General features: G+C 59.6%; 26 protein-coding genes and 1 other RNA gene. 7 read left to right on the forward strand and 20 right to left on the reverse strand.

The window, feature by feature from the left end; genetic code table 11:
* Position 1 precedes the first annotated feature (1 nt).
* The 9 genes from mraY to rsmI all read right to left on the reverse strand — a co-directional run bounded on the left by mraY (position 2) and on the right by rsmI (position 9,070).
* Positions 2–1,084, reverse strand: a complete 1,083-nt coding sequence (gene mraY, locus VNV36_RS10485) for a phospho-N-acetylmuramoyl-pentapeptide-transferase (RefSeq protein ID WP_016773275.1) — start codon at positions 1,082–1,084, stop codon at positions 2–4.
* The gene (locus VNV36_RS10490) at positions 1,084–2,451 is read right to left on the reverse strand and encodes a UDP-N-acetylmuramoyl-tripeptide--D-alanyl-D-alanine ligase (protein ID WP_325717694.1); all 1,368 of its coding nucleotides are present in this window, start codon (positions 2,449–2,451) and stop codon (positions 1,084–1,086) included. The genes mraY and VNV36_RS10490 overlap by 1 nt, the downstream gene beginning before the upstream one ends.
* Positions 2,444–3,907, reverse strand: a complete 1,464-nt coding sequence (locus VNV36_RS10495) for a UDP-N-acetylmuramoyl-L-alanyl-D-glutamate--2,6-diaminopimelate ligase (protein WP_325717695.1) — start codon at positions 3,905–3,907, stop codon at positions 2,444–2,446. Before VNV36_RS10495 ends, VNV36_RS10490 begins: the two co-directional genes overlap by 8 nt.
* Positions 3,907–5,646, reverse strand: coding sequence for a peptidoglycan D,D-transpeptidase FtsI family protein (locus VNV36_RS10500; protein WP_325717714.1), 1,740 nt, complete (start codon positions 5,644–5,646; stop codon positions 3,907–3,909). The genes VNV36_RS10495 and VNV36_RS10500 overlap by 1 nt, the downstream gene beginning before the upstream one ends.
* Positions 5,646–5,939 carry a cell division protein FtsL gene (ftsL, locus tag VNV36_RS10505; protein ID WP_016773269.1) on the reverse strand — a complete coding sequence of 98 codons (294 nt, stop codon included), beginning with the start codon at positions 5,937–5,939 and terminating at the stop codon, positions 5,646–5,648. The genes VNV36_RS10500 and ftsL overlap by 1 nt, the downstream gene beginning before the upstream one ends.
* Positions 5,936–6,883, reverse strand: a complete 948-nt coding sequence (rsmH, locus tag VNV36_RS10510) for a 16S rRNA (cytosine(1402)-N(4))-methyltransferase RsmH (protein WP_414705503.1) — start codon at positions 6,881–6,883, stop codon at positions 5,936–5,938. Before rsmH ends, ftsL begins: the two co-directional genes overlap by 4 nt.
* Positions 6,880–7,335, reverse strand: coding sequence for a division/cell wall cluster transcriptional repressor MraZ (gene mraZ, locus VNV36_RS10515; protein WP_090286131.1), 456 nt, complete (start codon positions 7,333–7,335; stop codon positions 6,880–6,882). The genes rsmH and mraZ overlap by 4 nt, the downstream gene beginning before the upstream one ends.
* A gap of 402 nt (positions 7,336–7,737) precedes the next feature.
* Positions 7,738–8,091: RNase P RNA component class A (rnpB, locus tag VNV36_RS10520), an RNA gene on the reverse strand.
* A 73-nt stretch (positions 8,092–8,164) separates the two neighbouring features.
* Positions 8,165–9,070 (reverse strand): 16S rRNA (cytidine(1402)-2'-O)-methyltransferase, encoded by a 906-nt coding sequence (gene rsmI, locus VNV36_RS10525; protein ID WP_325717696.1) that lies wholly within the window; start codon positions 9,068–9,070, stop codon positions 8,165–8,167.
* Positions 9,071–9,247: 177 nt separating this feature from the next.
* Here rsmI and VNV36_RS10530 point away from each other — a divergent pair, with 177 nt between their 5' ends.
* The 4 genes from VNV36_RS10530 (at position 9,248) to VNV36_RS10545 (ending at position 12,691) form a co-directional block, all read left to right on the forward strand.
* Positions 9,248–11,059, forward strand: a complete 1,812-nt coding sequence (locus VNV36_RS10530) for a penicillin-binding protein activator (protein ID WP_325717697.1) — start codon at positions 9,248–9,250, stop codon at positions 11,057–11,059.
* Positions 11,059–11,421, forward strand: a complete 363-nt coding sequence (locus VNV36_RS10535) for a YraN family protein (RefSeq protein WP_325717698.1) — start codon at positions 11,059–11,061, stop codon at positions 11,419–11,421. The genes VNV36_RS10530 and VNV36_RS10535 overlap by 1 nt, the downstream gene beginning before the upstream one ends.
* Before the next feature lie 101 nt (positions 11,422–11,522).
* A complete protein-coding gene (locus VNV36_RS10540; RefSeq protein ID WP_325717699.1) occupies positions 11,523–12,116 on the forward strand; it encodes a phosphoheptose isomerase in 594 nt (197 codons plus the stop codon).
* Positions 12,113–12,691 (forward strand): BON domain-containing protein, encoded by a 579-nt coding sequence (locus VNV36_RS10545; RefSeq protein WP_101161952.1) that lies wholly within the window; start codon positions 12,113–12,115, stop codon positions 12,689–12,691. The genes VNV36_RS10540 and VNV36_RS10545 overlap by 4 nt, the downstream gene beginning before the upstream one ends.
* A 164-nt stretch (positions 12,692–12,855) precedes the next feature.
* On the opposite strand, the gene VNV36_RS10550 is transcribed toward VNV36_RS10545, so the two are convergent.
* From VNV36_RS10550 to rplM, 7 genes are all read right to left on the reverse strand, one after another.
* Positions 12,856–13,269 carry a ClpXP protease specificity-enhancing factor gene (locus tag VNV36_RS10550; RefSeq protein WP_325717700.1) on the reverse strand — a complete coding sequence of 138 codons (414 nt, stop codon included), beginning with the start codon at positions 13,267–13,269 and terminating at the stop codon, positions 12,856–12,858.
* 16 nt (positions 13,270–13,285) lie between these two features.
* Positions 13,286–13,903, reverse strand: a complete 618-nt coding sequence (locus VNV36_RS10555; protein ID WP_007961620.1) for a glutathione S-transferase N-terminal domain-containing protein — start codon at positions 13,901–13,903, stop codon at positions 13,286–13,288.
* A 146-nt stretch (positions 13,904–14,049) separates the two neighbouring features.
* Positions 14,050–14,832 (reverse strand): cytochrome c1, encoded by a 783-nt coding sequence (locus tag VNV36_RS10560; RefSeq protein WP_325717701.1) that lies wholly within the window; start codon positions 14,830–14,832, stop codon positions 14,050–14,052.
* On the reverse strand, positions 14,832–16,043 hold the full coding sequence (locus VNV36_RS10565) for a cytochrome b (RefSeq protein WP_325717702.1): 1,212 nt from the start codon (positions 16,041–16,043) through the stop codon (positions 14,832–14,834). The genes VNV36_RS10560 and VNV36_RS10565 overlap by 1 nt, the downstream gene beginning before the upstream one ends.
* Complete coding sequence (gene petA, locus VNV36_RS10570) at positions 16,043–16,636, reverse strand: ubiquinol-cytochrome c reductase iron-sulfur subunit (RefSeq protein ID WP_007917031.1); 594 nt, start codon at positions 16,634–16,636, stop codon at positions 16,043–16,045. Before petA ends, VNV36_RS10565 begins: the two co-directional genes overlap by 1 nt.
* Positions 16,637–16,909: 273 nt before the next feature.
* Positions 16,910–17,302 (reverse strand): 30S ribosomal protein S9, encoded by a 393-nt coding sequence (rpsI, locus tag VNV36_RS10575; protein ID WP_003228056.1) that lies wholly within the window; start codon positions 17,300–17,302, stop codon positions 16,910–16,912.
* Positions 17,303–17,316: 14 nt separating this feature from the next.
* Positions 17,317–17,745 (reverse strand): 50S ribosomal protein L13, encoded by a 429-nt coding sequence (gene rplM, locus VNV36_RS10580; protein WP_003228062.1) that lies wholly within the window; start codon positions 17,743–17,745, stop codon positions 17,317–17,319.
* Between the two features lie 244 nt (positions 17,746–17,989).
* Between rplM and VNV36_RS10585 the strand changes: the two genes are divergently transcribed.
* Positions 17,990–19,030 (forward strand): NADP(H)-dependent aldo-keto reductase, encoded by a 1,041-nt coding sequence (locus VNV36_RS10585; protein ID WP_325717703.1) that lies wholly within the window; start codon positions 17,990–17,992, stop codon positions 19,028–19,030.
* An 88-nt stretch (positions 19,031–19,118) separates the two neighbouring features.
* Here VNV36_RS10585 and VNV36_RS10590 read toward each other — a convergent pair whose 3' ends face one another.
* A complete protein-coding gene (locus VNV36_RS10590) occupies positions 19,119–20,255 on the reverse strand; it encodes an acyl-CoA dehydrogenase family protein (protein ID WP_101161947.1) in 1,137 nt (378 codons plus the stop codon).
* A 250-nt stretch (positions 20,256–20,505) separates the two neighbouring features.
* On the opposite strand from VNV36_RS10590, the gene VNV36_RS10595 reads away from it, so the two are divergent.
* A complete protein-coding gene (locus VNV36_RS10595) occupies positions 20,506–21,402 on the forward strand; it encodes a GlxA family transcriptional regulator (protein WP_325717716.1) in 897 nt (298 codons plus the stop codon).
* A gap of 139 nt (positions 21,403–21,541) precedes the next feature.
* Here the strand turns inward: VNV36_RS10595 and zapE are convergent, their stop codons facing one another.
* The 3 genes from zapE to VNV36_RS10610 form a co-directional block, all read right to left on the reverse strand.
* A complete protein-coding gene (gene zapE / locus VNV36_RS10600; protein WP_039761353.1) occupies positions 21,542–22,636 on the reverse strand; it encodes a cell division protein ZapE in 1,095 nt (364 codons plus the stop codon).
* Positions 22,637–22,726: 90 nt separating this feature from the next.
* Complete coding sequence (locus VNV36_RS10605; protein WP_325717704.1) at positions 22,727–24,082, reverse strand: tryptophan--tRNA ligase; 1,356 nt, start codon at positions 24,080–24,082, stop codon at positions 22,727–22,729.
* A gap of 24 nt (positions 24,083–24,106) precedes the next feature.
* The gene (locus tag VNV36_RS10610) at positions 24,107–24,736 is read right to left on the reverse strand and encodes an alpha/beta hydrolase (RefSeq protein WP_325717717.1); all 630 of its coding nucleotides are present in this window, start codon (positions 24,734–24,736) and stop codon (positions 24,107–24,109) included.
* A 144-nt stretch (positions 24,737–24,880) separates the two neighbouring features.
* On the opposite strand from VNV36_RS10610, the gene VNV36_RS10615 reads away from it, so the two are divergent.
* Entirely contained in the window at positions 24,881–25,315 is a 435-nt protein-coding gene (locus VNV36_RS10615) for a Z-ring associated ZapG family protein (protein WP_016773251.1), read from the forward strand.
* Positions 25,316–25,574 lie beyond the last annotated feature (259 nt).

The raw sequence follows: 25,574 nt of genomic DNA on the forward strand, positions 1-25,574 counted from the left end.
TCTACCTCAGCTTCAGGGTGGCAAGGCCGACCAGGACGAGAATCACGGTGATGATCCAGAAACGGACGATCACGCGCGGCTCCGGCCAGCCCTTGAGTTCAAAGTGGTGGTGGATCGGCGCCATGCGGAACACACGGCGACCGGTCAGCTTGAAGGAAGCAACCTGAATAACCACTGACAGGGTTTCCATCACGAACACGCCGCCCATGATGAACAGGACGATTTCCTGACGCACGATCACCGCGATGGTGCCCAGTGCCGCGCCGAGTGCCAGTGCACCGACGTCGCCCATGAACACCTGCGCTGGATAAGTGTTGAACCAGAGAAAGCCGAGGCCGGCACCGATCAGCGCGCCGCAGAACACGATCAGTTCGCCCGCGCCCGGTACATAAGGAATCAACAGGTATTCGGCGAATTTCACGTTACCCGACAGGTAGCAGAAAATCCCCAGGCCACCGCCGACCATCACCGTCGGCATGATCGCCAGACCGTCGAGGCCGTCAGTCAGGTTGACCGCGTTGCTCGAGCCGACAATCACAAAGTAGGTCAGCACGATGAAACCCGCGCCCAGGGGAATGCTGTAGTCCTTGAGCATCGGCAGGATCAGCGTGGTTTCCACCGGCGTTGCGGCCGTCATGTAAAGGAAGATCGCCGCGCCGAGGCCGAACACCGACTGCCAGAAATACTTCCAGCGGCTCGGCAGGCCACGGGAGTTTTTCTCGATGACTTTGCGGTAATCGTCGACCCAGCCGATGGCGCCGAACAGCAGGGTCACCAGCAGCACCACCCAGACGTAGCGGTTGCTCAGGTCAGCCCAGAGCAAAGTGCTGACGCCGATCGACGACAGAATCAGCGCGCCCCCCATGGTCGGCGTGCCGGATTTGGACAGGTGCGATTGCGGGCCGTCGTTACGAACCGACTGGCCGATCTGACGGTTCTGCAGGGTGCGGATCATCCACGGGCCATAGCACAGCGACAAGACCAGCGCGGTCAGTACACCGAGAATCCCGCGCAGGGTCAGGTACTGGAAGACCGCGAAGCCTTTGTAGAACTGTTGCAGATACTCCGCTAGCAGCAGCAGCATTAATGTTTCTCCAGACTGGACCCGCACAGAGCCGCAACGATGTTTTCCATCGCTGCACTGCGCGAACCCTTGATCAAAATGGTGGTGTTTGTGTCCTGCTCGGCGTCGAGGGCAGCGATCAGTTCGGCTTGGGTGCCGAAGTGTTGCGCCTGCTCACCGAAAGCGTTTACGGCGTGGACCATGTTCGGCCCGACCGCGTAAAGCGCGGAAACCTTGCCTCGGGCGTACTCGCCCACGTCGCGGTGCCCCTGCTCCGCCCAGTCGCCCAACTCGCCGATATCCCCGAGCACCAGGACGGTGCGGCCGGAAAAGCCGGCGAGTATATCAACGGCCGCGCACATCGAGGTGGGGTTTGCGTTGTAAGTGTCATCGATCACGCGCATGCCGTTTTTCGCCAGTTGCGCAACGGTGCGACCCTTGACCGGTTGCACGGCGCCGAGCCCGGTGGCGATGCCGAACAGCGACACGCCCAAGGCGTGAGCAGCCGCCGCGGCGGCCATGGCATTGGCGACGTTGTGGGTGCCGAGCAGGTTGAGCTGAACGCGCTCGCTGCCTTCAGGCGTGTGCAGATTGAATGCCGGGCAGCCACGGGCATCAGTGGCCAGATCGCTGGCATGGAAATTCGCCTCGGTGTTGCTCAGGGCAAAGGTCAGCACTTTGCGAGCGCCCGCACGGGTCTTCCAGATACCAAAGGCCTTGTCATCGAGGTTGAGTACGGCGACGCCATCAGCCGCCAGGCCGTCGATGATTTCCCCTTTGGCTTCGACAATTTTTTCCGGCCCGCCGAACTCACCGACGTGGGCGGTGCCGGCATTGTTCAGGATCGCTACATGCGGCTTGGTCAGGCCAACGGTGTAGGCGATTTCACCCAGACGCGAAGCCCCCAGTTCGATTACGGCCGCCGTATGTTCCGGGGCCAGTTCGAGCAGGGTCAGCGGCGCGCCGAGATCGTTGTTCAAGTTACCGCGAGTGGCCAGCACCGGACCGCGTGTGCGCAGGATGCTTGCGAGCATTTCCTTGACCGTGGTCTTGCCGCTGGAACCGGTCACCGCCGCCACGGGCTGGTTGAACGCCGCACGGTTCAACGCGCCGAGTTGGCCGAGGGCCTGACGGGTGTCCTTGACCAGCAACTGCGCCAGCGTGCTGTCGGCGACTTCACGCTCGACCAGTGCGGCCACGGCGCCTTTGCCGGCGACATCATTCAGATAGTCATGACCGTCGAAACGCGGGCCCGTGAGGGCGACGAACAATTGGCCGGGCTGGATCGCGCGGCTGTCGATGCTGACGCCGTCGAAACTGGCGTCTTCGCCGATCAGACGGGCGTCGAGCGCATTGAGCAGTTCACTGAGTGTCAGGGCCTTAAGCATGGGCCACCTCCCACGCGGTCAGGGCATGATCGGCCTCGACCAGATCGGAAAACGCATGGCGCACACCGTTGATTTCCTGATAGTCCTCATGACCTTTGCCGGCCAGGACAATTACGTCGTCAGCGGTCGCGCCGGCAATCAATTGCGCAATGGCCTGACCACGACCGGCAACAAAAGTGACTTTGTCCACGGCGCTGAAACCGGCGCGGATGTCGTCGAAAATCACTGCCGGATCTTCGGTGCGCGGGTTGTCATCGGTGACCAGCACCTGGTCGGCCAGACGCTCGACCACTTCGGCCATCAATGGACGTTTGCCGCGATCACGGTCACCGCCACAGCCGAACAGGCAAAGGAGTTGGCCTTTGACGTGCGGGCGCAGTGCCGTGAGAACCTTTTCCAGCGCATCCGGGGTGTGGGCGTAATCGACCACCACCAACGGCTGGGTGCCACCGCCCAGACGCTGCATGCGACCGGCCGGACCCTCGAGTTTCGGCAGCACTTTGAGAATTTCGTCGAGGGCGTAATCCAGTCCGAGCAAGGCGCCAACGGCTGCCAATATGTTGCTCAGGTTGAAACGGCCGAGCAACGTGCTGCGCAGATGATGCTCGCCCTGTGGCGTGACCAGCGTGGCGCGCACACCGTGATCGTCGAACTGCGCTTCGCGGCAATACAGATAGGCGCTGCTGTCGAGCAGGCTGTAGGTGATCAGGCGCGACTCGCGTTTTTCCGCTGCCAGTTGCCGGCCGAAATCGTCGTCGAGGTTGACCACGCGGCACTTCAGGTCATTCCAGGCGAACAGCTTGGCCTTGGCCTCGGCGTAAGCCTGCATGGTGCCGTGATAATCCAGATGATCGCGGGACAGATTGGTCATCACCGCTACGTCAAACGCCAGCGCCGTGACGCGGCCCTGATCCAGGCCGTGGGACGACACTTCCATCGCAACCGCTTTGGCACCGGCCTTTTTCAGGTCGCCCAGCGTCGCTTGCACGGCGATAGGATTGGGCGTGGTGTGCAGGCCGCTTTCCAGCGCGCCATAGAAGCCGGAACCGAGGGTGCCAACGATGCCGCAATGCTGACCCAAAAGATCCAGCGCCTGCGCGACCAATTGGGTCACGCTGGTCTTACCGTTGGTGCCGGTGACGCCAATCAGATTCAGGTGATGGCTGGGCTCACCGTAAAAACGCCCGGCGATATCCGATAGTTGCGCCGCCAGACCCTTGACCGGAATCAGCGGCACGTCGGTGATCGGCAGCACGGTGGCGCCTTCGACTTCATACGCCACGGCGGCCGCACCGCGCTGCAAGGCATCGGCAATGTGCGCACGGCCATCGAATCGGCCACCGGGCACGGCGAGAAACAGGTCGCCCGCGCGCACGTTGCGGCTGTCCAGTGCCAGTTCACGGATCAACAGATCGTGGCCGGCGTGGGGGAATATCTTGTTCAGACTTAATGACATCAGCCGCGCCCTCCATTGGCTTTCAGCGGAACGACCGGGGTGGCATTGGCCTGTTGCGTGGTCGGCAGGTTGTCCGGGGTCACGTTCATCAGGCGCAGGGTGCCGGACATCACACGGCTGAACACCGGCGCCGACACCAGACCACCGAAGTAACCGGCCTTGGTCGGTTCGTCGATCACCACAACGATGGCGTAACGCGGATCGCTCATCGGGCCGAACCCGGCGAACAGCGAGCGGTAAGAGTTTTCCGCGTAACCCTTGGTGCCGACCGAGGTCTTGCGCGCAGTACCCGATTTGCCGCCGACGTGGTACGCCGGCACTTGCGCACGGAAAACGCCACGCGGGGCTTCGATCACTTGCTGCAGCATGCCTTGCATGGTTTTCGCCACGGCTTCCGGCAACACTTGCGTGGTCTGCGGCGCCTTGTCGGTTTTGATCAGGGTCAGCGGCGCGAGTCGCCCATTGTTCGCCAGAGCCGAGAAGGCGTGAACCAGTTGGATCGCGGTCACGGAAATACCGTAGCCGTAAGACAGGGTCGCCGTCTCAGCCTTGCGCCACTCGCGGTAGTTGGGCAGGTTGCCGACACGTTCGCCCGGGAAGCCCAGGCCAGTGTCCTGGCCGAGACCGACTTTTTGCGCGAGGCGGAAAATGGTTTCACCGCCAATATCGAAGGCGACCTTACTCATGCCGACGTTACTGGAATTGATCAGGATGCCGGTCAGATCGAGCACCGGCCCTTCGGTCTTCGACACGTCTTTGATGGTGTATTTGCCGATCTGCAGCGAGCCCGGATACACCTCGACGGTGTCGCTCGGTTTCCAGCGGCCGGTTTCGATCGCCGCGCTCATCGAGATGGCTTTCATCGTCGAACCCGGCTCGAACACGTCGATCATCGCGCGGTTGCGCATCATCGCCGGTTGCAGGTTGCGACGGTTGTTGGGGTTGTAGGTCGGCTGGTTGACCATGGCCAGGATTTCGCCGGTCTTCACGTCCATGATCACCAGACTGCCGGCCTTGGCGCCGTTTTCGATGATCGCGTTGCGCAGCTCGCGGTTGGCCAAGTATTGCAGGCGCAGGTCAATCGACAACGCCAAGGGCTTGCCCGCCTTGGCGTTTTTGGTGACCTGGACATCCTTGATCAGCCGGCCACGGCGATCCTTGATGACTTGTCGTTTGCCCGGCACTCCGGCCAGCCATTCGTCATAGGCCAGCTCGACGCCTTCACGACCGTGATCGTCGATGTCGGTAAAGCCAACCATGTGCGCGGTCACTTCACCGGCCGGGTAGAACCGGCGGAATTCTTCAATGCCGTAGACGCCCGGCACTTTCAGGTCGAGCACAGCCTGGCCCTGCTCGGGGGTCAACCCGCGCACCAGATAAATGAATTCCTTGTTGGCCTGGGCTTCGAGACGCTCGCTCAGGGCTTTCGGATTCTGGCCCAGCGCAGCGGCGAGTGCCGGCCACTTCTCTTTGGCCGTCTGCATTTCCTTGGCGTTGGCCCACAGCGTGGTCACCGGCGTACTCACCGCCAAAGGCTCGCCGTTACGGTCGGTGATCAGGCCACGATGCGCTGGAATCGGGATGTGTCGCAGACTGCGCGCGTCGCCCTGGCCTTTGAGGAAGTCACGGTCGACCACTTGCAGATCGATGATCCGCCAGCAGATCGCCGCGACCATCAGGCCGAGCAGCGCCACCATCAGACGGAAGCGCCATGGAAACAGTGCGCCTTCGAGCTTCATCATGGCGCCACCATCTTCACGTCAGCCGCGCCGGGAATGTGCATCTTCAGTTGTTCGGTGGCCAGCACTTCGATGCGGCTGTGCGCAGTCCAGGTGCTTTGCTCGAGAATCAGCCGGCCCCACTCGGCCTGCGCCTTGTCGCGCACGCTGAGTTCGTTATAAAGGGTATTGAGCAACTGCCGGTTCCAGTGCGCGCTGTACGACACGGCGATAGCCGAAAACAGTACGCCGATAAACAGCAACAGCATCAGAAAGCTGCCGCCCGGCAGTGGTTTGGCGAAAAGCTTGCTCACCGCAACTTCTCCGCGACACGCATGACGGCGCTACGGGAACGTGGGTTGGCTTTGAGTTCGGCGTCGGAGGCCGTCTGCGCTTTGCCGTGGATCTTGATTTTCGGTTCGAACGCGACGTGGCGAACCGGCAGGTTGCGCGGCAGGTTGTCGGCTTCGCCTTTCACCAGTTTGCGCATGAACAGTTTGACGATGCGGTCTTCCAGCGAGTGAAAACTGATCACCACCAGACGACCGCCAACTTCCAGTGCTTCCAGAGCGGCATCGAGGCCGGCTTCCAGATCGCCCAGTTCGTTGTTGACGTGAATGCGCAAACCCTGGAACGCGCGGGTGGCCGGGTTCTTGCCCTTTTCCCACGCCGGGTTGGCGACTTTCAGCACTTCGGCCAGGTCGGCAGTGCGCTCGAATGGCCTGATGTCACGACGTTCGGCGACGGCACGGGCCATGCGCCCGGAGAAACGTTCTTCGCCGTATTCCTTGAACACCCGGGCGATTTCTTCCACCGGCGCGGTGTTGACGAATTCGGCAGCGCTGATACCACGGGACGGGTCCATGCGCATGTCCAGCGGACCGTCATTGAGGAAACTGAAACCGCGCTCGGCATCGTCAAGCTGCGGTGACGACACACCGAGATCGAGCAGGATGCCGCTGACCTTGCCGGCCAGACCGCGCTCGGCAACCACTGAACCGAGCTCGGCAAAGCTGCGCTGCACAACGACAAAGCGGCCGTCTTCGGCCGCTAGCGTTTGCCCGGTGGCAATCGCTTGTGGATCCTTGTCGAACCCGATGAGCCGACCGTCCGGCCCGAGCTGGCTGAGGATCAACCGACTGTGCCCGCCGCGCCCGAACGTGCCGTCCAGATAGCAGCCATCAGCACGTACGGCGAGAGCCTCGACGGCTTCGTCAAGCAGTACGGTGATGTGGTTAAAGCCGCTATCAATAGTCACAGGATCAAATCACGCAGTTCATCAGGCATCGCGCCCGGTTGTTGAATAGCAGCAAGGTCGGCGGCAGATACCGCGTTCCATGCATCCTCGTCCCACAATTGGAACTTGTTCAGTTGGCCGACCAGCATCGCCCGCTTGTCCAGCCTGGCGTACTCGCGCAGACGTGGCGGAACCAGAAAACGACCACTGCCATCGAGTTCGAGGTCGACGGCATTACCAATCAATAAACGTTGCAGGCGCCGGTTCTCTTCGCGAAGCGAAGGGAGTGCGCGCAACTTGGTTTCAATAATTTCCCACTCGTCGAGCGGATAGACACACAAACACGGATCAACGGCATCAATGGTCACGATCAACTGGCCGGAACTGCGCGAATCGAGCTCGTCACGGTACCGGCTCGGCATGGCGAGACGGCCCTTTGCATCGAGACTGATAGCGTTAGCTCCGCGAAACACGTCTGCGTTTCTCCAATTTTTATCGTTTTGAGCTCAAAAAACCCACTTCATGCCACTTTCCGCCACTTGCGCACACTATAGGAATGCGCCCACCACACCGTCAAGGCGCGGATTAAAGGAAAAGCCTTACAGAACGGAGATTTAGGAGCGTAAAAGGAGGCTTAACGAGAATCTGACGTGAAGTTTCGACTGATAACTTGATGCAGCACTGACAGCTGCGCTCGAAAGTTAAAGTGATTTGTTAAGAGTAAGATTTTTTCGGTATTACAAATGCGCTTCTGCTGTGGATTGAAGCGAGGTGGGAAAAGGCTATTACCGCGATTGCCGCTGCCGGAATTTCAGACCGGGCCTGCTGATATTACACAGCCGCTCAATCCTTGACTCAGGCAGGGAAAGAAAAAGGTGGAGAGTCGATCTGTAAGCCGGGTTCTGTCTTGAACAGTCATTCGTCTACGATGGCCATCACTGGACATCTTTAGCAACCTACCCGGTCCCAGCGCGGGCCACGCCTTGGGACCCTATTTGGTCTTGCTCCAAGTGGGGTTTACCTAGCCACGAACTGTTGCCAGACGTGCGGTGCGCTCTTACCGCACCTTTTCACCCTTACCGGCGCTTGCGCGCTTAGGCGGTTATTTTCTGTGGCACTTTCCGTAGGCTCACGCCTCCCAGGCATTACCTGGCACTTCGCCCTATGGAGCCCGGACTTTCCTCCCCCCCCTAATTTTCATAGAGGGCAGCGACTGTCCGATCGACTCTCCGCCGCGAAGGTTAACGGCAGAGCGCCGGAAGAACAAGCGCTAAAACCCTCAAGAGCGCCATGGGCGACGGCTTACACGCCTTTCTGTTTATCCAGCGCCAGCTGATACAGCACGTTTTTGCGCTCGCCAGTGATTTGCGCTGCCAGTGCGGCGGCGCGCTTGAGGGGCATTTCCTCCAGGAGCAGCTCGAGGATGCGCATGGCTTCGCTACTGACCGCGTCCTCCGACTCCGGCGCGGTCCAGCCGGCGACCAGCACCACGCACTCGCCCCGCTGCTGATTGCTGTCGGACTCGACGAAAGCGCGCAACTCGGCGAGCGGCAGGCCTTTGAGGGTTTCGAAGGTTTTGGTGATCTCGCGGGCCAGCAAAGCCTGACGTTCGGCACCAAACACCGCCTCCATATCCTGCAGGCATTCGAGAATGCGGTGCGGCGCCTCGTAGAAAATCAAGGTACGCGGTTCTTCCTTGACCGCCTCCAGACGCGCCTTGCGCCCGACCGATTTGGCCGGCAGGAAACCTTCGAAGATAAAACGGTCGGACGGCAGCCCCGCCGCCGACAGCGCGGCGATCAGTGCGCAGGCGCCCGGCACTGGCACGACATTGATCCCCGCCGCGCGAGCCTGCCGCACCAGGTGATAACCCGGATCGGAAATCAGCGGCGTGCCGGCATCGGAGATCAGCGCGACGTTGTCGCCCGACAGCAATCGGGTAATAAAGCGGCTACCCTCATCCCGTTCGTTGTGCTCGTGACATGCGGCCAGCGGCGTGCCGATACCGAAGTGCTGCATCAGGCGTGCCGAGTGCCGCGTGTCTTCCGCGGCAATCAGCGCCACTTCACGGAGGATTTTCAAGGCCCGGGCGCTGATGTCGTCCAGGTTGCCGATGGGCGTCGCCACCACATAAAGCGAGCCAGCAGCGGAATTCAAAGGACCTGGAGCAGTCAAAGCGCACACCTCGTGATCGTTAAAAGCGGCCATTGTAACGCGTCACGAGGCTGGCGATGCGCGCGAGCCGAGCGCGGTTTTGCTCACGGGTGTGCGCCGTCACAACATTTGCTTCAGCTAAATTGACCGATTCACGCCACTAACATCGCGCCCCGGCCAGTGCTTGGGTACAATTCCACGCTAATTTGATCGAGTATCAGGAACACTTACATGATCGCTTGCCTGCGGCTGTTCACTGCCTTCTGCCTCGCTGCCTTATTGGCCGCGTGTGCCAGCTCCCCTTCCTCCAGCCTTGGCGAACTTCCACGGACTCCGGACGCCAGCATCGAGCAACTGCTCGAACAGGCTGCCCAGGCTAAAACCCCGGAACAAGCCGCCCTGCTGCGCCTGAGCGCGGCGGACCAGGCTTACCGCCAAGGCAATGCCGGCCAGTCCGCGCAAATCCTGCAACAAGTGCCGGTGGAGCAACTCAAGCCAGGCCAGCAGATTTTCGCCAACACGCTGTCCGCCGAGCTGGCCATGACGCGCAATCAACCGAAAGCTGCGCTGACTGCCCTGAGCCATCCGAGCTTCCAGAAGCTGGGTGAAATGCCAGAAGAGCAGCAAGTACGCACCGGCACCGTCCACGCCCGCGCCCTTGAAGCCGATGGCCAGACACTGGCCGCTGCCCGCGAGCGTGTGTTCATCGCGCCGATGCTGGAAGGCGAAGCGGCAAGCAAGAACCACGAAGCGATCTGGACCCTGATCGCCTCGCTGCCGACCGATCAACTGCAACCGAACAGCAACGACGACCTCGGCGGCTGGATGGCACTGGCGCAAGCGGTGAAAACCGCAGGCACGCTGGAGCAGCAGCAAGCCGCGATCGACAACTGGCGCGCACAGAATCCAAAGCACCCGGCCGCAATCAACCTGCCCCTGCCTCTGACCAAACTCAAGGAACTGGCCAGCCAGCCCCTGAGCAAAATCGCCCTGCTGCTACCACAGGACGGCCAATTGGCTTCGGTCGGCAAAGCGCTGCGTGAAGGCTTCATGGCCGCGCATTATCAGGCGCAACAGGCCGGGCAGAACCCACCTGCCATTGAGTTCTACGACAGCTCGAAGCTGACCTCGATGGACGAGTTCTACCGCAAGGCTCAGGCTGACGGTGTGCAACTGGTGGTCGGCCCGCTGGAAAAACCACTGGTCAAGCAACTGAGCACCCGCCCGCAACTGCCGATCACCACCCTGGCGCTGAACTACAGCGAAGGCGAGCAAGGCCCGGCGCAACTGTTCCAGTTCGGTCTCGCTGCTGAAGACGAAGCCCGTGAGGTCTCGCGGCGGGCCCGTGCCGATGGCCTGCACCGCGCGGCGATCATGGTGCCCAAGGGCGAATGGGGCGACCGCGTCCTGCGTGCGTTCAGCCAGGACTGGCAAGCCAATGGCGGCAGCATCGTCGCCACCGAACGTGTCGATCAGCCGGTGCAACTGGCCCAGCAGATCGCCGACATGTTCCAGCTGCGCCAGAGCGAAGCCCGCGCCAAGAGCCTGCAGAACGTTGCTGGCACCAACGTCGCCGCGCAGCCTTCGCGCCGTCAGGACATCGAATTCATTTTCCTCGCCGCCACGCCGCAACAGGCCCAGCAGATCAAGCCGACCCTGAACTTCCAGTACGCCGGTGACGTTCCCGTCTACGCGACCTCCCACGTGTACAGCGCCAGCGGCGACGTCAATCAGTACAACGACATGAACGGCATTCGCTTCTGCGAAACCCCATGGCTGCTGGAAACCAGCGATCCGTTGCGCCAGCAAGTGACTGCACAGTGGCCGCAAGCCAACGGCAGTCTCGGTCGCCTGTACGCCATGGGCGCCGACGCCTATCGTCTGGCACCGCGCCTTGGTCAGCTCAAAGCCCTGCCGGACAGCCGGATCGAGGGTCAGTCGGGCAGCCTCGGCATGACCCAGACCCAGCGTGTTGTGCGTCAGCTGCCTTGGGCGCAGTTCGTCAGCGGTCAGGTGCAGCGCCTGCCGGACACTCAGCGCTGATGCCCGACAGATCGCGCTCGCAAAGCGGCAAGGATGCCGAGCGTCACGCGCTCGAACATCTGCAGAATCAAGGGCTGCGGCTGCTGGCGCAGAACTGGTTATGCAAGCGCGGCGAGCTTGATCTGGTCATGCTTGATGGCGATACAGTAGTATTCGTTGAAGTTCGCTACAGAAAAAATACGCAATGGGGTGGTGCGCTCGCCAGTATCGACGAGCGCAAACAGCAGAAACTGATCTTTGCAGCACAGTATTTTCTTCAGCGCGAGTCGCGCTGGGCCAATTCCCCCTGCCGCTTCGACGTGGTGGCGATCGACAGCCACCCGTATCAGTTGAACTGGTTGCAGAATGCTTTCGACGGTTGATTGCCTGCACTCTGCCCCGATTTTGTCCGCCACATTTTGCTCTTTGCTTTGCGGGCTGCACATTCACGTGCCGAACAGCCGCGCCACTTAAGGTCACACAGATGGACATGCAATCCCGAATTCGCCAGCTATTCCAGGCCAGTATCGACACCAAGCAACAGGCGATGGACGTACTTGCACCGTACATCGAGGAAGCCAGCCAGATCATGGTCAACGCCTTGCTCAACGAACGCAAAATGCTCTCGTGCGGCAACGGTGGCTCGGCCAGCGACGCCCAGCACTTTTCCTCGGAGCTGCTCAACCGCTTCGAACGCGAGCGTCCGAGCCTGCCGGCGATCGCGCTGACCACCGACACGTCGACAATCACCTCGATCGCCAACGACTACAGCTACAACGAAGTGTTTTCCAAACAGATCCGCGCCCTCGGTCAGCCAGGCGATGTGCTGCTGGCGATTTCGACCAGCGGTAACTCGGCGAATATTATTCAAGCGATCCAGGCCGCACATGATCGCGAAATGATTGTCGTAGCATTGACCGGACGCGATGGCGGCGGCATGTCGTCGCTGCTGTTGCCCGAGGACTTGGAGATTCGCGTACCGGCCGACGTCACTGCACGTATCCAGGAAGTCCACTTGCTGGCGATCCATTGCCTTTGCGATCTGATCGACAGCCAACTGTTCGGGAGTGAAGAATGACCCCTAATCGCCTTGGCCTTCTGGCCTTGACCCTATGCCTCGGCATCAGCGGCTGCACCTCCGTGGTGAATGCCAGCCGTGAAGCGCCGATCGAAGACGACCGTGGCACCCGCACCTTCGGCAGCAAGATCGACGACTCGCTGATCGAAACCAAAGCGGGCGTGAATATCGCCAAGGCCGACCCGGCGCTGGACAACGATTCACACATCGTCATCACCAGTTTCAACGGCGTCGTCCTGCTGGCCGGCCAGACCCCTCGCGAAGATCTCAAGGCCAAGGCCGAACAGGCCGCCGCCAATGTGCAGCGAGTGAAGAAGGTGCATAACGAGCTGCAAGTACTGCAACCGTCCTCCCTGCTCGCGCGCCAGAACGACGCTTGGCTGACCACCAAAATCAAGACCCAGATGCTCACCGACGCCAGCATCCCTGGCTCGCGCATCAAGGTCGTGACCGAGAACGGCATCGTCTATCTGCTGGGCCTGCTGACCAAACAGGAAGCCAACCAGGCGACCAATCTGGTTCAAGGTGTGTCCGGCGTGCAGAAGATCGTGAAGCTGTTCGAGTACATCGACTGACCTGATTGTGTAGGAGCTGTGTAGGAGCTGTGTAGGAGCTGACGAGTGCAACGAGGCTGCGATCTCTTGATCTTGCTTTTAAAAATCAAAAGATCGCAGCCTTCGGCAGCTCCTACATGGCCAATGACACAAAAAAAGGCGATCCATCCGGATCGCCTTTTTTATTACTTCACAACCTTCAGACTTGGCCGGCCACTCGGGCGTGGCGGCTCGCTGCCCGGTGGCGGCGAGTCGTCATCCGGATCGATGCCTTCCTCGTCATCCATCGGCAACTCGAGGTCAAACACCATGCCCTGGCCATTTTCCCGGGCGTAGATACCCAGGATTGCACTGATCGGTACGTAGAGGCTGTGTGGAACGCCGCCGAAGCGGCCTTCGAACGTTACTACGTCGTTGTCCATGTGCAGATGACGCACGGCACTCGGCGAGATGTTCAGGACGATCTGGCCGTCGCTGGCAAAGCCCTGTGGCACCTGCACCGCTGGATACTCGGAATTGACCAGCATGTGCGGGGTGCAATCGTTATCCACAATCCACTCGTAGAGCGCGCGGACCAGATAAGGTCGACTGGAGTTCATAGCGGCTCCTTAAGCCTTAGCGCATATCGCGTTCGACACCAGACAGACTCGCCTGGAAAGCCTCACGCGCAAACTGACGCTCCATATAATCAAGCAGCGGCTTGGCCGGCCGCGGCAGTTCAATACCCAGAATCGGCAAACGCCAGAGTATGGGTAATAGGCAGCAATCCACCAGACTTTGTTCCTCACTGAGGAAGAACGGCTTGTCGGCGAACAGCGGCGAAACGCCTGTCAGGCTTTCGCGCAGTTCCTTGCGCGCCACGACCCGTGCGGCCTCTTTGCTCTTGGGATCCAGAATCAGATCCACCAGCCCGCACCAGTCACGCTGAATCCGGTGGATCAGCAGACGGCTGTTGGCCCGCGCCACCGGATAAACCGGCATCAGCGGCGGGTGCGGGTAACGCTCATCCAGATACTCCATCACCACGGTCGACTCCCACAACGCCAGGTCACGATCGACCAGCGTCGGCAGACTGCCGTAAGGGTTCACCTCAATCAGTTTAGGCGGCTGGCGACCCGCTTCCACGTAAATGATTTCGGCGCTGACACCCTTCTCTGCAAGCACGATGCGCACTCGGTGGGAATAGTGGTCGGCGGGGTCGGAGTAACAGGCCAACCGATTGGTCACGCCCATGGCGATCCTCCTCGCTTGTTGAATGTGTCGGAACCGGAAAAACGCGCGCGCCCAGAGGACACCTCCCGCAAGGTCTGGCTGAGCAGACCCTGCTTTAGCGGAGGCGCCCTTGGGCGCGCGCGATTAACAGCAATGCTTGAAGCGTATCAGTGCACGTCTTTCCAGTATTCACGCTTGAGCAGGTAGGCGAACACAAAGAAGAACGCCAGGTACAGCAAGACATAAGTACCGATGCGCTGATGTTGCAGCTTAACCGGGTTAGCCGAGTAAGCCAGGAAGGTTACCAGATTCTTGACCTTCTCATCGAACTGCTCTTCGTTCAGAGCACCGGATTTCGGCACGATGGTCAACTGATCGCACGCTTCATGGGTCAGCGGCGTGCCGGTCAGCGGATCGTATTGCTTCTTGCCATCCTCGACGATCTGCACCTGTTTGCAGCCCACCACCTGACGACCTTGCAGGCCGACCAGTACGTTAGGCATGCCGACGTTCGGGAAGACCTTGTTGTTCACACCCCATGGACGTGCAGGATCTTCGTAGAACGACTTCAGATAACCGTAGAGCCAGTCGGTGCCACGCACGCGGGCTACCAGAGTCAGATCCGGCGGCGCCGCGCCGAACCAGGTCTTGGCGTCGGCCGGCTGCATGCCGATGTTCATGTGGTCGCCGATCTTGGCGCCGGTGAACACCAGCTTCTCCAGCATTAATTCGTGCGGGATGCCGAGGTCATCGGCGACGCGCTCGTAACGCTGGAACTTGGCACTGTGACAGCCCATGCAATAGTTGGCGAAAGTGCGCGCGCCATCCTGCAGGGCGGCTTGGTCGGAGACGTCGATATCGACATGTTCCAGTTCCGGACCATGACCCTCGGCCGCAAAAGACAGGGAAGGCAGCGCAACAAAAATCAGAGCAAGCAATAACTTTTTCATCAGCCAGTCACCCTTTCCGGAACCGGTTTGGTCTTCTCGAGCCGGGTGTAGAACGGCATCAGAATGAAGTAGGCGAAATACAGGAAGGTGCAGACCTGCGATAGCAATGTCAGAGATGGAGTCGGAGCTTTAACGCCCGTCCAGCCAAGCAGCACGAAAGAAATACAGAATACGATCAGCCAGACCTTGCTCATCCAGCCTTTATAGCGCATCGACTTCACCGGGCTTCGGTCAAGCCATGGCAGGACAAACAGCAACGCAATTGAAGCCCCCATGGCGATAACACCCATGAGTTTGTCCGGGATCGCACGCAGGATGGCGTAGAACGGTGTGAAGTACCAGACCGGGGCAATATGCTCAGGCGTCTTGAACGGGTTGGCCGGTTCGAAGTTAGGTTTTTCGAGGAAGTAGCCGCCCATTTCCGGGAAGAAGAACACGATAAAGCAGAAGATGAACAGGAACACCACGACGCCGACAATGTCCTTCACCGTGTAATACGGGTGGAAAGCAATGCCGTCCAGAGGTACGCCGTTTTCGTCTTTGTGCTTCTTGATATCAACGCCGTCAGGGTTGTTCGAACCGACTTCGTGCAGCGCCAGAATATGCAGCACCACCAGGCCTAGAATCACGATCGGCAGCGCGACAACGTGCAAGGCGAAAAAGCGGTTCAGGGTGATCCCGGAGATCAGGTAGTCACCACGAATCCACTGGGTCAGGTCATCGCCGATCAGCGGAATCGCACCGAACAGCGAGATAATCACCTGGGCACCCCAGTAGGACATCTGGCCCCAGGGCAGCAGATAACCCATGAATGCTTCGGCCATCAGCGCCAGGTAGATCAGCATGCCGAACACCCAGACCAGCTCTCGCGGTTTCTGGTACGAACCGTAGAGCAGGCCGCGGAACATGTGCAGATAGACGACGATGAAAAACGCCGAGGCGCCGGTCGAATGCAGCAGACGCAGGATCGAGCCGTACTCGACGTCGCGCATGATGTATTCGACGGAAGCGAAGGCTTCTTCTGCCGACGGCGTGTAGCTCATCGTCAGCCAGACGCCGGTAACGATCTGGTTGACCAGCACCAGCAACGCCAGCGAGCCGAAGAAATAGAAGAAGTTGAAGTTTTTTGGTGCGTAATACTTGCTGAGATGGTCTTCCCACATTTTGGTCGCGGGAAAGCGCGCATCAACCCAATCCATGAATTTGCTCATCACGCTTTCTCCGTATCGACGCCAATGACAATCAGGTCATCGGTCTCATAGGAATGCGGGGGAACTGGCAGGTTCAAAGGCGCAGGTTGCGACTTGTAGACGCGGCCAGCCAGATCGTAGTGGGAACCGTGGCAAGGGCAGAAATACCCGCCTACCCAGTCTTTGCCCAGATCTGCAGGTGCCACTTCGGGACGGAAGGTCGGTGAGCAACCCAGGTGCGTACAGATCCCGATCAGCAGCAGAATTTCCGGCTTGATCGAGCGCACTTCAGGGTCGACATAGGTGGGTTGCGTGGAGTTTTTGGAGGTCGGATCGGAGAGCTGGCCCTCGATCTTTTTGAGATTCCCCAGGATTTCCTCGGTACGGCGGACAATGAACACCGGCTGGCCGCGCCACTCAGCAATCATTTGCTGGCCTGGCTCGATTTTGCTGACATTCACTTTCACCGGTGCACCGGCAGCTTTCGCCTTGGCACTGGGAAACCATGACCCCACGAACGGGACCGCAGCCCCCACCGCTCCTGCAGCACCCACCACGGATGTGGCTGCCACCAGGAAGCGACGCCGGCCTGCATTCACGCCGTCATTGCTCATTCAGTCCTCTCCCATCAGCTTTTTTGGCCTGTTAAATCAGGCGTCTACTAAATAAATCAAATGTTACTTATAAAAATTTTGCCCGAATGGTAATGAAAACCCCCAATTCTGACAAGGTTAATTCCCCGGGGCTCAGCCCCTTAAGCCTTGGAGTATAGGGGGTCTACGGCTGTGGCAAGTTGTCACAACGCAATTCTTTGATAAATCGCAGGCATAAAAAAACGCCCGCTTCCGTGAGGAATCGGGCGTTCTTTTTTGAACGTAGAAGCGGAATTAACGCTTCGAGTACTGCGGACGCTTACGCGCTTTGCGCAGACCCACTTTCTTACGTTCAACTTCACGGGCGTCGCGGGTAACGAAGCCGGCTTTGCGCAGAGCGCTACGCAGGGTTTCGTCGTAGTCCATCAGAGCGCGAGTGATACCGTGGCGGATTGCGCCAGCCTGACCACTTACACCACCACCGATCACGGTGACGTAGATGTCGAACTTCTCGACAGTCTCGGTCAGCTCCAGCGGCTGACGAACTACCATGCGGGCAGTTTCGCGGCCGAAGAAGTTATCCAGCGAACGGTTGTTGATGGAGATGTTACCAGTACCCGGACGCAGGAAAACGCGTGCGGTTGCGGTCTTGCGACGGCCAGTGCCGTAATTTTGAGTCGCCGACATAATGAACTATTCCGTTAAATCTTCAGTTCTTGGGGCTGCTGAGCAGTATGAGGGTGTGCAGCGCCCGCATAGACTTTCAGCTTACGGTACATGTCGCGACCCAGCGGGTTTTTAGGCAGCATGCCTTTAACCGCGGTCTCGATCACGCGCTCAGGGGCCTTGGCGATCAGCTTTTCAAAGTTGATCGACTTGATGCCGCCCGGGAAACCGGAGTGGGAGTAGTACATTTTGTCAGTGGTTTTAGCGCCGGTAACACGGATCTGCTCGGCGTTGATGACGACGATGTAGTCGCCGGTGTCAACGTGAGGAGTGTACTCAGGCTTGTGCTTGCCACGCAGACGGCTCGCGATTTCGGTGGCCAGACGACCCAGGGTCTGACCAGCAGCGTCGACGACAAACCAGTCGCGCTTTACTGTTTCCGGTTTAGCAGTAAAAGTTTTCATTCTTTATAGCCTCAGGGGCCGCCTGTAAATAAGACGGCGGATCTTACTGAATAGTGCGTACTTTGACAAGTCAAAGGCAGCCGGATACAGACGCTTTCGGGGGCTCGGGTCGGCGCGTCCGTTCAACGGCAAGATTCTTCGGCGGCGGGGCATCACTTCCACTGCAGAAAGAGGTCGGCAATTATGCAGATTGCGAAAAAATTTTCAACCTGCTTTTATGATTGTTTTGCCCAAGGAGCACCCGATGGACTATCGCCAGCTAGGCCGTACCGACCTGAACGTGAGTGCAATCTGCCTCGGCACCATGACCTGGGGCGAGCAAAACACTGAAGCTGAAGCCTTCGCCCAGATCGAACGGGCCAAAGAGGCGGGGATCAATTTCCTCGACACCGCCGAAATGTATCCGGTGCCGCCGAAAGCCGAAACCTACGCCACTACCGAACGCTATATCGGCAATTACTTCAAAAGTCGCGGTGATCGTGCCGACTGGATCCTCGCCAGCAAGATCGCCGGCCCCGGCAACACCATCGACTACATCCGCGACAAGAATCTGCGCCACAACCGCCAGCACATCACCCAAGCGCTGGACGGCAGCCTCAAACGCCTGCAGACCGATTACATCGATCTGTACCAATTGCACTGGCCCGAGCGCAGCACCAACTTTTTCGGACAACTGGGCTACAAGCACAAGATCGAAGCCAACCTGACCCCGCTCGAAGACACCCTCGAAGCCCTCGATGAACAAGTGAAGGCCGGCAAGATCCGCCACATCGGCCTGTCCAATGAGACGCCGTGGGGCACCATGCGTTTTCTAGCTTTGGCCGAAGCCCGTGGCTGGCCGCGTGCGGTGTCGATCCAGAATCCGTACAACCTGCTCAACCGCAGCTTCGAAGTGGGCCTGGCGGAAATCGCCATTCGCGAACAATGCGGTCTGCTCGCTTATTCGCCGCTGGCGTTCGGCTTTCTCTCTGGCAAGTACGAGGGCGGCGCCCGGCCACCAAAAGGCCGCCTGAGCCTCTACAGCCGCTTCAGCCGCTATTTCAATCCGCAATCGGAAGCAGCGTGCAGCCGTTATGTGGCTTTGGCCCGTGAACACGGTCTGGATCCGGCGCAAATGGCCTTGGCCTTCGTAACGCAACAACCGTTCGTGACCAGCAACATCATTGGCGCGACTACGCTTGAGCAACTGGACAGCAACATCGCCAGTTTCAATCTGAAGCTTTCCGATCAAGTGCTGGCCGGGATTGAGGCGATTCACAAGGATCATCCGAATCCTGCACCGTAAATAAAAAGATCGCAGCCTGCGGCAGCTCCTACAGGGTTCACATCGGTCCTGTGTAGGAGCTGCCGCAGGCTGCGATCTTTTCAGCCTCTCAGAGCGACCGCGCAATAATCTCCTTCATGATTTCATTGGTGCCGGCATAGATCCGCTGCACCCGCGCATCCGCCCACGCCCGGGCCACCGGGTATTCCCACATGAAGCCGTAGCCGCCATGCAACTGCACGCATTCGTCGAGCACTTTGCATTGCAGGTCGGTGCCCCAATATTTGGCCATCGCTGCCGTTGGCACATCGAGCTTGCCTTGCAGGTGCAGTTCCAGGCAACGGTCGACGAAGACCCGGCCGATCTGGATCTCGGTAGCCATCTCGGCCAGTTTGAAGCGGGTGTTCTGGAAGTCGGCGATCGCCTTGCCGAACGCCTTGCGATCGCGGGTGTAATCCAGCGTCCACTGCAGCGCTGCTTCAGCCGAAGCCAGCCCGCCGATGGCTACGGTCAGGCGCTCTTGCGGTAATTCCTGCATCAGATAAGCGAACCCGGCGCCGGCCTGCCCCAAAAGATTTTCCTTGGGCACGCGTACGTCCTGGAAGAACAGTTCCGAGGTGTCCTGCGCCTTCATGCCGACCTTCTCCAGACGCTTGCCCTTTTCAAAGCCCGGTGTGTTCGCTTCCACCAGAAACAGGCTGGTGCCCTTGGCGCCGGCCTTCGGATCGGTCTTGGCCACCACGATCACCAGATCCGCCAGAAAGCCGTTGGTGATGAAGGTTTTCGAACCGTTGATCACGTATTCGTCACCGTCCAGCACCGCCGTGGTTTTCACCCCTTGCAGGTCGGAGCCGGCGCCTGGCTCGGTCATGGCGATGGCGGTAACCATTTCCCCCGAAACCAGCTTCGGCAGATATTTGTGCTTCAGCGCTTCGCTGCCGTAATGCAGGATGTACGGTGCGACGATGTCCGAGTGCAGCGAGAAACCGATCCCGGTCAGGCCCAGACGGCCGACTTCTTCGATCACCACGGCGCTGTATAAAAAATCCGCGCCCAGCCCGCCATATTCCTCCGGCAGATGCGAACACAGCATCCCCGCCTCCCCCGCCTTGTTCCAGAGTGCGCGGTCGATATGCCCCTGCTTCTCCCACTGCGCGTGATACGGCACAGCCTCTTTCTCGAGGAACGTTCGTACGCTGTCGCGGAACAATTCATGCTCGGAGCTGAACAGGGTTCTGGGGATCATGCGGCACCTTTCTTTCTTGTTGGAGGGATACGGCTTTCAGAGACTAAGCCCGACTTCCGTTACGGGACACTGGACACATCCGACAAAAAATAAGACGATCCAGCCGTCTGGTGACCACTTTCCCTTATAAAAACAAAACAAAAGTTGAATTATGTCCAAGCACGTCTCCCCGCCCTTGCGGCGCGTCAGCATCCTGGCCATCGACCGGGTTTTCGCTTACACCCTCATGCAGGCCAAGGATTTTTTCCATGTGGCCAGCCTGCGATACGGCAAACAACTGGGCCACGGCCTGACGCCGGCGTTTGAAACGCGCCTAGTCAGCCCCGATGGCCAACCGGTGAAAAGCTTCAGCGACGTCGTCATGCCGGTCGACGGCGGTCTGGAAAATGCCGATGTGATTATCCTCCCGGCGTTCTGGGACGATTTCGACACGCTGTGCGGCCGTTATCCGCAAATCCTGCCGTGGCTGCGCGAACAGCACGCTCGCGGCGCGGTGTTGTGTGGCGAAGCGACTGGCGTGTTCTGGCTCGCCGAGGCCGGGTTGCTCAATGGCAAGGAAGCGACCACCTACTGGCGCTTCTTCAATGCTTTCGCCGAGCGCTTCCCCAAGGTCTACCTGAATCAGGACAAGCACCTGACCGATGCCGACAACCTCTATTGCGCCGGCGGTACGACCTCGGCCTGCGATCTGTATATCTACCTGATCGAACGCTTCTGCGGCGCGAACGTGGCGCAGGCCGTGGCCCGCGACATTCTTTACGAAGTGCAGCGCAGCTATTCGCCGGGGCGTATCGGATTTGGCGGGCAGAAGCTGCATCAGGACGTGATCATCCTGCAGATCCAGCACTGGCTCGAGGAGCATTTCGCCGACAAGTTCCGCTTCGAAGACGTCGCCCGCGAGCACGGCATGAGCATCCGCAACTTCATGCGCCGCTTCCAGACCGCCACCGGCGACAAGCCGCTGCATTACCTGCAACGTCTGCGCATCGAGACCGCCAAGGGCTTGCTCTCGGGCACGCGCAAGAGCATCAAGACCATCAGTTATGAAGTCGGTTACGACGATGCGAGTTTCTTTGCGCGACTGTTCCGCCAGCACACGGAACTGTCGCCGAATCAGTATCGGCAGCAGTTTCAGCAGGCTGCCTGAAAGCAAAAGATCGCAGCCTGCGGCAGCTCCTACAGAACGGCGTACACCTGTAGGAGCTGGCGAAGCCAGCGATCTTTTGATCTTCAGCGCACAAAAAAGGGCCTGCAATTGCAGGCCCTTTTTTGTGCGCCGAATCTGCTTAAGGCTTGTGCGCCCGCGACAGAAATTCGTGGGATTGCATTTCCAGCAAGCGGCTCAGCGTGCGCTGGAATTCAAATGTCAGACGGCCGCCGGTGTACAGATCCTTCAGCTCGACTTCAGCGGAAATGATCAGTTTGACATTACGGTCGTAGAACTCGTCGACCATATTGATGAAGCGACGGGCGATGTCGTCGGTGGTGACGCTCATCTGCTCGACGCCGCTCAGCAGTACGGCATGGAAAATCTTGCCCAGTTCGATGTAATCGTTCTGGCTGCGCGGGCCGTCGCACAGTTCGCGAAAGTCGAACCAGGCCACGTCGTCGCAGGTACGCAGGGCACGGATTTCGCGGTTCTCGATGATCAGCACATCGTTTTCGACCGCAGCGGTGCACTCCGGTGTCAGCGCCTTGAAGCTCTTGCGCAGGCTTTCGTGAGCGGCTTCGTCAAGCGGATAGTGGAACAGCTCGGCCTGCTCGAGGTGACGCAGACGGTAGTCGACGCCGCTGTCGACGTTGACGATCTCGGTGTTCTGCTTGATCAGCGCGATGGCCGGGAGGAAGCGCGCACGTTGCAGACCATCCTTGTACAGACCGTCCGGGACGATGTTCGAGGTCGCGACCAAGGTCACGCCGTTCTTGAACAGCTCTTCCATCAGCGTGCCGAGGATCATCGCGTCGGTGATGTCGGAGACGAAGAATTCATCGAAGCAGATCACCCGCGACTCGGCCGCGAAGCGCTTGGCGATGATGGTCAGCGGGTTCTTTTCGCCGCCGAGGGTCTTCATTTCTTCGTGCACGCGCTTCATGAAGCGGTGGAAGTGCGTGCGGGTCTTTTCCTTGAACGGCAGCGCTTCGAAGAAGGTGTCGACCAGGTAAGTCTTGCCGCGACCGACGCCGCCCCAGAAATACAGGCCCTTGACCGGTGCCTGATCCTTTTTGCCAAACAGCTTGCCCAGGAAACCCGGCTTGTTCTGGTCGGCGGCGATCAAGTCGTCGTACAGGCGCTGCAAGTGACGCACAGCCGTTTCCTGCGCGGCGTCATGGAAGAAATCCGGGCGTTTCAGATCAGCTTGATATCGTTCTAGGGGCGTCATAATTCGTTAGCAAGGCAACAAAAACGGGCCGTCACTGTAGCGACGGCCTGTGGGAATGGCAATCGGCCCTTGGTCGGGTCGTGCCGCCGATTAGTCCTGAGCCGGAGTCAGGGCGATGCGCAGAGCCTCAATCGCCGTGTCGCGCGCCGAGCTGTCAGCGAACGACGGGCTATCGCCTACGCACTCGCCTTCCAGCCACACGCTGAAGCTCAGGTCTTCGCTGCGCACGTCCAGAGGCTGGCCGGATTGCAGCTGCTTGCTCACCTGCCCTGCGGTTTTGCCATCAGCGAAGTTGCGCGACAGCAGCAATTGCTCGCCATCGGCCGCCAGCAGGCGGAAACGGAAGCTGCCGTCGTCCTCACGGAAGCTGACGAAGCGTGCGGCTTTCGCGGCTTTCTTCTTGGTGGTCGCAGCCACTTGAACCTGATTGACGAACGAACGCAGGCCAACCGCTTCACGCAGTTCGTTGAGGAACGGCGTGGCCACGGCGCGAGCCTTCTTGGCGCCGATCTGCAGGATGTCTTCCAGATCCGCCGGACGCTCGATCAACTGGTGATACTTGTCTCGCGCTTCGCTCAGATCATTGTCGAGCAGCTGGAACAGACGGCTCTTCGCCTCGCCCCAACCCAGACCGCCCAGCAGTTCGCTGCGGAACTCCTCGGACTGCGCCGGCGTGGCGAATGCCTGGAACAGGGTGAACAGGTGCGAGTTGTCCGGATCTTTCGCTTCGCCCGGCGCTTTGGAATCGGTGACGATTCGCGAAATCGCGTCCTTCATCTCTTTCGCGCTGGAGAACAACGGGATGGTGTTGTCGTAACTCTTGGACATCTTGCGACCGTCGAGGCCTGGCAACGTCGCCACGCTTTCCTCGATCAGCGCTTCGGGCATGGTGAAGAACTCCTTGCCCTGACCGAACAGATGATTGAAGCGCTGGCCGATATCGCGCGCCATCTCGACGTGCTGAATCTGATCGCGACCAACCGGCACCTTGTGCGCGTTGAACATCAGAATGTCCGCGGCCATCAGTACCGGGTAGCTGTAGAGGCCCATGGTGATCCCAGCATCCGGGTCTTCACCGGTTTCGACGTTCTTGTCCACCGAGGCCTTGTAGGCGTGCGCACGATTGAGCAGACCCTTGGCGGCGACGCAGGTCAGCAGCCAGGTCAGTTCGGGGATTTCCGGGATGTCGGACTGGCGGTAGAAAGTCACGCGATCAACATCGAGGCCACCGGCCAGCCAGGTCGCGGCGATTTCCAGACGCGAGCGCTGGATGCGCAGCGGGTCATCGCATTTGATCAGGGCGTGGTAGTCGGCCAGGAAGTAGAACGAATCGGCCTGGCTGTCGCGGCTGGCGAGGATCGCCGGGCGGATGGCGCCGGCGTAGTTGCCCAGGTGCGGCGTGCCGGTGGTGGTGATGCCGGTGAGAATGCGGGTACGGTTGGTCATGGGTAATCGCTTGTCAGACTGCAATCAATTCGAGAGTCGCGGCAGGATCAGATCCTTGAGATCGGTCAGCTTGCCGTGAAAAAAGTGTCCGCATTCTGCCACTTTCAGCAGCTCATGGGGGCGCTGGAGTTGGTCGGACCAGTCGTAGACCAGCTGCGGATCAATGACTTCGTCGGTTTCCGGCTGGATCACGGTCAACGCGCCGTGCTGCGGCAGTTGATCCTGCTCGCCCAGGCGCATCACCGCCGGAGCAACCATGAACAGGTGATCAAGCTGCACGCCTTGGGCTTCGAGACGACCGCCGAGACTTGCTGCAACAAATCCGCCGAAGGAGAAACCGAACAGGGTCAGGGGCAAGTCCGGGTGTTTTTCGCGCAGCCATGCGGCGGCGGCCTGGGCGTCGTGGACTTCACCGGTGCCCATGTCGTGCGTGCCCTCGCTGGCGCCGACGCCGCGATAGTTGAAACGCAAGGTGATCAGGCCTGCGTCGCGCGCGGTGCGCTGCAGGGTCGAGACGACCTTGTTGAGCATGGTGCCGCCCTGCACCGGGTTCGGATGGCAGATCAGCGCGATGCCGCGCGGCTGCTCGTTATCCAGGTACAAAGCTTCGATTTGGCCGACAGGGCCTTCAATCACTACAGGGGTTTCACGCATCAGCAAGGGAGGAACTCCGTGACCTCGAATCGGGTCGACTCGTCTAGCAAATTGTCTGTGCCAATCTATTGCGAGTGAATCGCGGTATACAGCGCAGGTTCGAGCCGTTAACGTAAAGCAAAGCCGTTTATAGAGGAAGGACTCGTGGAACACTCGCTCTTAGTTTGGTTGTTACCGACTCTTGCCCTGGTTGTGGGTGTCGCCATTGGATTCCTGATCGCGCGCGTTGCGCCGAACGCCGCACCGAGCCGCACGCAGCGTCAACTGGATGATATCCAGGAGCGTTTCGACAGTTACCAGAACGAAGTGGTTACCCACTTCAACAGCACTGCGATGCTGGTCAAGAAGCTGACCCAGAGCTATCAGGAAGTGCAGGATCACCTCGCCGAGGGCGCCAACCGTCTGGCCCTGGACGAGCAGACCCGCCAGCGTCTGATCGCCGCCCTGCATGCCGACGCGGCGCAGGCGCCACGTGAACGCCTGACGCCACCGCGTGATCAGGAACCACCGCGAGATTACGCGCCGAAGTCGCCGAATTCGCCTGGGATGCTTGATGAGCACTACGGTTTGAAGAAGTAAGCAGTTTTCGCGGCAAACAAAAAGCCCCCGGACAGTAATGTGTCCGGGGGCTTTTTTGTGTCTTGAATCTTCGGTGCCTGTGCCGTGCTCTTCGCGAGCAGGCTCGCTCCCACAGGAAAATGCATTTCAAATGTGGGAGATTCTATGTTGCGTAGCAACCCCGCAATTTCAGGTTAAGCGATATTCGCTCTGGTTCTTCATCAGGGCGAACGCCACTCGACAGAGCTTGCGAGCAAGAGCTACCAACGCCTGTGTTTTC

It is taken from the genome of Pseudomonas sp. (assembly GCF_035554175.1).
Lineage (GTDB): Bacteria > Pseudomonadota > Gammaproteobacteria > Pseudomonadales > Pseudomonadaceae > Aquipseudomonas.

Excerpts from the sequence above, each read along its gene's own strand:
- VNV36_RS10610 (WP_325717717.1), bottom strand. The coding sequence starts at position 24,736 with ATGCGTGAAACCCCTGTAGTGATTGAAGGCCCTGTCGGCCAAATCGAA.
- VNV36_RS10535 (WP_325717698.1), top strand. The coding sequence starts at position 11,059 with ATGCCCGACAGATCGCGCTCGCAAAGCGGCAAGGATGCCGAGCGTCAC.
- rpsI (WP_003228056.1), bottom strand. The coding sequence starts at position 17,302 with ATGTCGGCGACTCAAAATTACGGCACTGGCCGTCGCAAGACCGCAACC.
- VNV36_RS10560 (WP_325717701.1), bottom strand. The coding sequence starts at position 14,832 with ATGAAAAAGTTATTGCTTGCTCTGATTTTTGTTGCGCTGCCTTCCCTG.
- VNV36_RS10500 (WP_325717714.1), bottom strand. The coding sequence starts at position 5,646 with ATGAAGCTCGAAGGCGCACTGTTTCCATGGCGCTTCCGTCTGATGGTG.
- VNV36_RS10550 (WP_325717700.1), bottom strand. The coding sequence starts at position 13,269 with ATGAACTCCAGTCGACCTTATCTGGTCCGCGCGCTCTACGAGTGGATT.
- VNV36_RS10590 (WP_101161947.1), bottom strand. The coding sequence starts at position 20,255 with ATGATCCCCAGAACCCTGTTCAGCTCCGAGCATGAATTGTTCCGCGAC.
- zapE (WP_039761353.1), bottom strand. The coding sequence starts at position 22,636 with ATGACGCCCCTAGAACGATATCAAGCTGATCTGAAACGCCCGGATTTC.
- mraY (WP_016773275.1), bottom strand. The coding sequence starts at position 1,084 with ATGCTGCTGCTGCTAGCGGAGTATCTGCAACAGTTCTACAAAGGCTTC.
- VNV36_RS10540 (WP_325717699.1), top strand. The coding sequence starts at position 11,523 with ATGGACATGCAATCCCGAATTCGCCAGCTATTCCAGGCCAGTATCGAC.
- VNV36_RS10545 (WP_101161952.1), top strand. The coding sequence starts at position 12,113 with ATGACCCCTAATCGCCTTGGCCTTCTGGCCTTGACCCTATGCCTCGGC.
- VNV36_RS10565 (WP_325717702.1), bottom strand. The coding sequence starts at position 16,043 with ATGAGCAAATTCATGGATTGGGTTGATGCGCGCTTTCCCGCGACCAAA.
- rplM (WP_003228062.1), bottom strand. The coding sequence starts at position 17,745 with ATGAAAACTTTTACTGCTAAACCGGAAACAGTAAAGCGCGACTGGTTT.
- petA (WP_007917031.1), bottom strand. The coding sequence starts at position 16,636 with ATGAGCAATGACGGCGTGAATGCAGGCCGGCGTCGCTTCCTGGTGGCA.
- VNV36_RS10495 (WP_325717695.1), bottom strand. The coding sequence starts at position 3,907 with ATGTCATTAAGTCTGAACAAGATATTCCCCCACGCCGGCCACGATCTG.
- VNV36_RS10605 (WP_325717704.1), bottom strand. The coding sequence starts at position 24,082 with ATGACCAACCGTACCCGCATTCTCACCGGCATCACCACCACCGGCACG.
- VNV36_RS10490 (WP_325717694.1), bottom strand. The coding sequence starts at position 2,451 with ATGCTTAAGGCCCTGACACTCAGTGAACTGCTCAATGCGCTCGACGCC.
- VNV36_RS10555 (WP_007961620.1), bottom strand. The coding sequence starts at position 13,903 with ATGGGCGTGACCAATCGGTTGGCCTGTTACTCCGACCCCGCCGACCAC.
- rsmI (WP_325717696.1), bottom strand. The coding sequence starts at position 9,070 with ATGGCCGCTTTTAACGATCACGAGGTGTGCGCTTTGACTGCTCCAGGT.
- VNV36_RS10585 (WP_325717703.1), top strand. The coding sequence starts at position 17,990 with ATGGACTATCGCCAGCTAGGCCGTACCGACCTGAACGTGAGTGCAATC.
- VNV36_RS10530 (WP_325717697.1), top strand. The coding sequence starts at position 9,248 with ATGATCGCTTGCCTGCGGCTGTTCACTGCCTTCTGCCTCGCTGCCTTA.